The sequence below is a fragment of the Komagataeibacter melaceti genome (assembly GCF_003403295.1).
Lineage (GTDB): Bacteria > Pseudomonadota > Alphaproteobacteria > Acetobacterales > Acetobacteraceae > Komagataeibacter > Komagataeibacter melaceti.
This window is the reverse complement of the sequence record NZ_QUWV01000087.1, coordinates 1-750: the sequence shown is the minus strand read 5'-3', so window position 1 is coordinate 750 and position 750 is coordinate 1. Positions and strand designations below refer to the sequence as shown.

Below are 750 nucleotides of genomic sequence, written 5' to 3'. Positions count from 1 at the left end.
TCATGTCCACCAGTCATGTCATGCATCTCCCAGCACGTATTTCTCGATGCCATTGGCGAATCCTTCCTCCTCGCAGGAGGTGGAGACGTAGGTGGCCTGCTTCTGCACTTCCGCGCTGGCCTGCCCCATGGCGATGGACATGCCGCTCTTGCGGAACATCAGCACGTCATTGGGCTGGTCGCCCAGCGTGACCATCTGGGCCGCCGGGATGCCCAGCAGGCGCTCGAGCGTCATCACCACGCCGCCCTTGTTCGCGTCCCTGTTGGTTACGTCCACATAGTACGGCTGCGAAAGCGCGGCCGATGCGGTATCACCCAGCGCCTGCTGCAGGTCATGCTCAAGGCGCTTCATGAGGGCGAGGTCATCGCTCACCCCGGTGATCTTGACCACCTGGTCCAGCTTTTCATCCACCTTGCCCACGACGGGCGGGAACTTCACGGTCCACTGTTCACGCGCGACATGCGGCGCTTCGGCGTTGGAGACGATCCAGTCATTGCCGTTATAGACCCACGGGTCCGCCTTGTGGTCACGGATGATGCCGATGACCTTGCGCGCGGTGTCGGCGGGCAGGGTCCGGGCCTCGATCACGGTAAAGTCGGGCCTGACCATCATGCCGCCATTGAAGCCCGCGATCGGCTCCGAAATCTTGAGCGGGTCAATGACCATCTTCATGCCCTTGGGCGGGCGGCCACTGGTGATGGTGAACAGGATGCCGCGCTCACGCAGGCGTTCGACCGCCCTGATCGCGCG

The 750-nt window shown here is 63.1% G+C and carries 1 protein-coding gene; it reads right to left on the bottom strand.

Features of this window, described 5'->3' with window-relative positions; all coding sequences use genetic code 11:
• Positions 1-18: 18 nt before the first annotated feature.
• Positions 19-750 (bottom strand): Cof-type HAD-IIB family hydrolase (locus DY926_RS10595; RefSeq protein ID WP_148707757.1); only part of this gene is annotated, 732 nt, incomplete at its 5' end.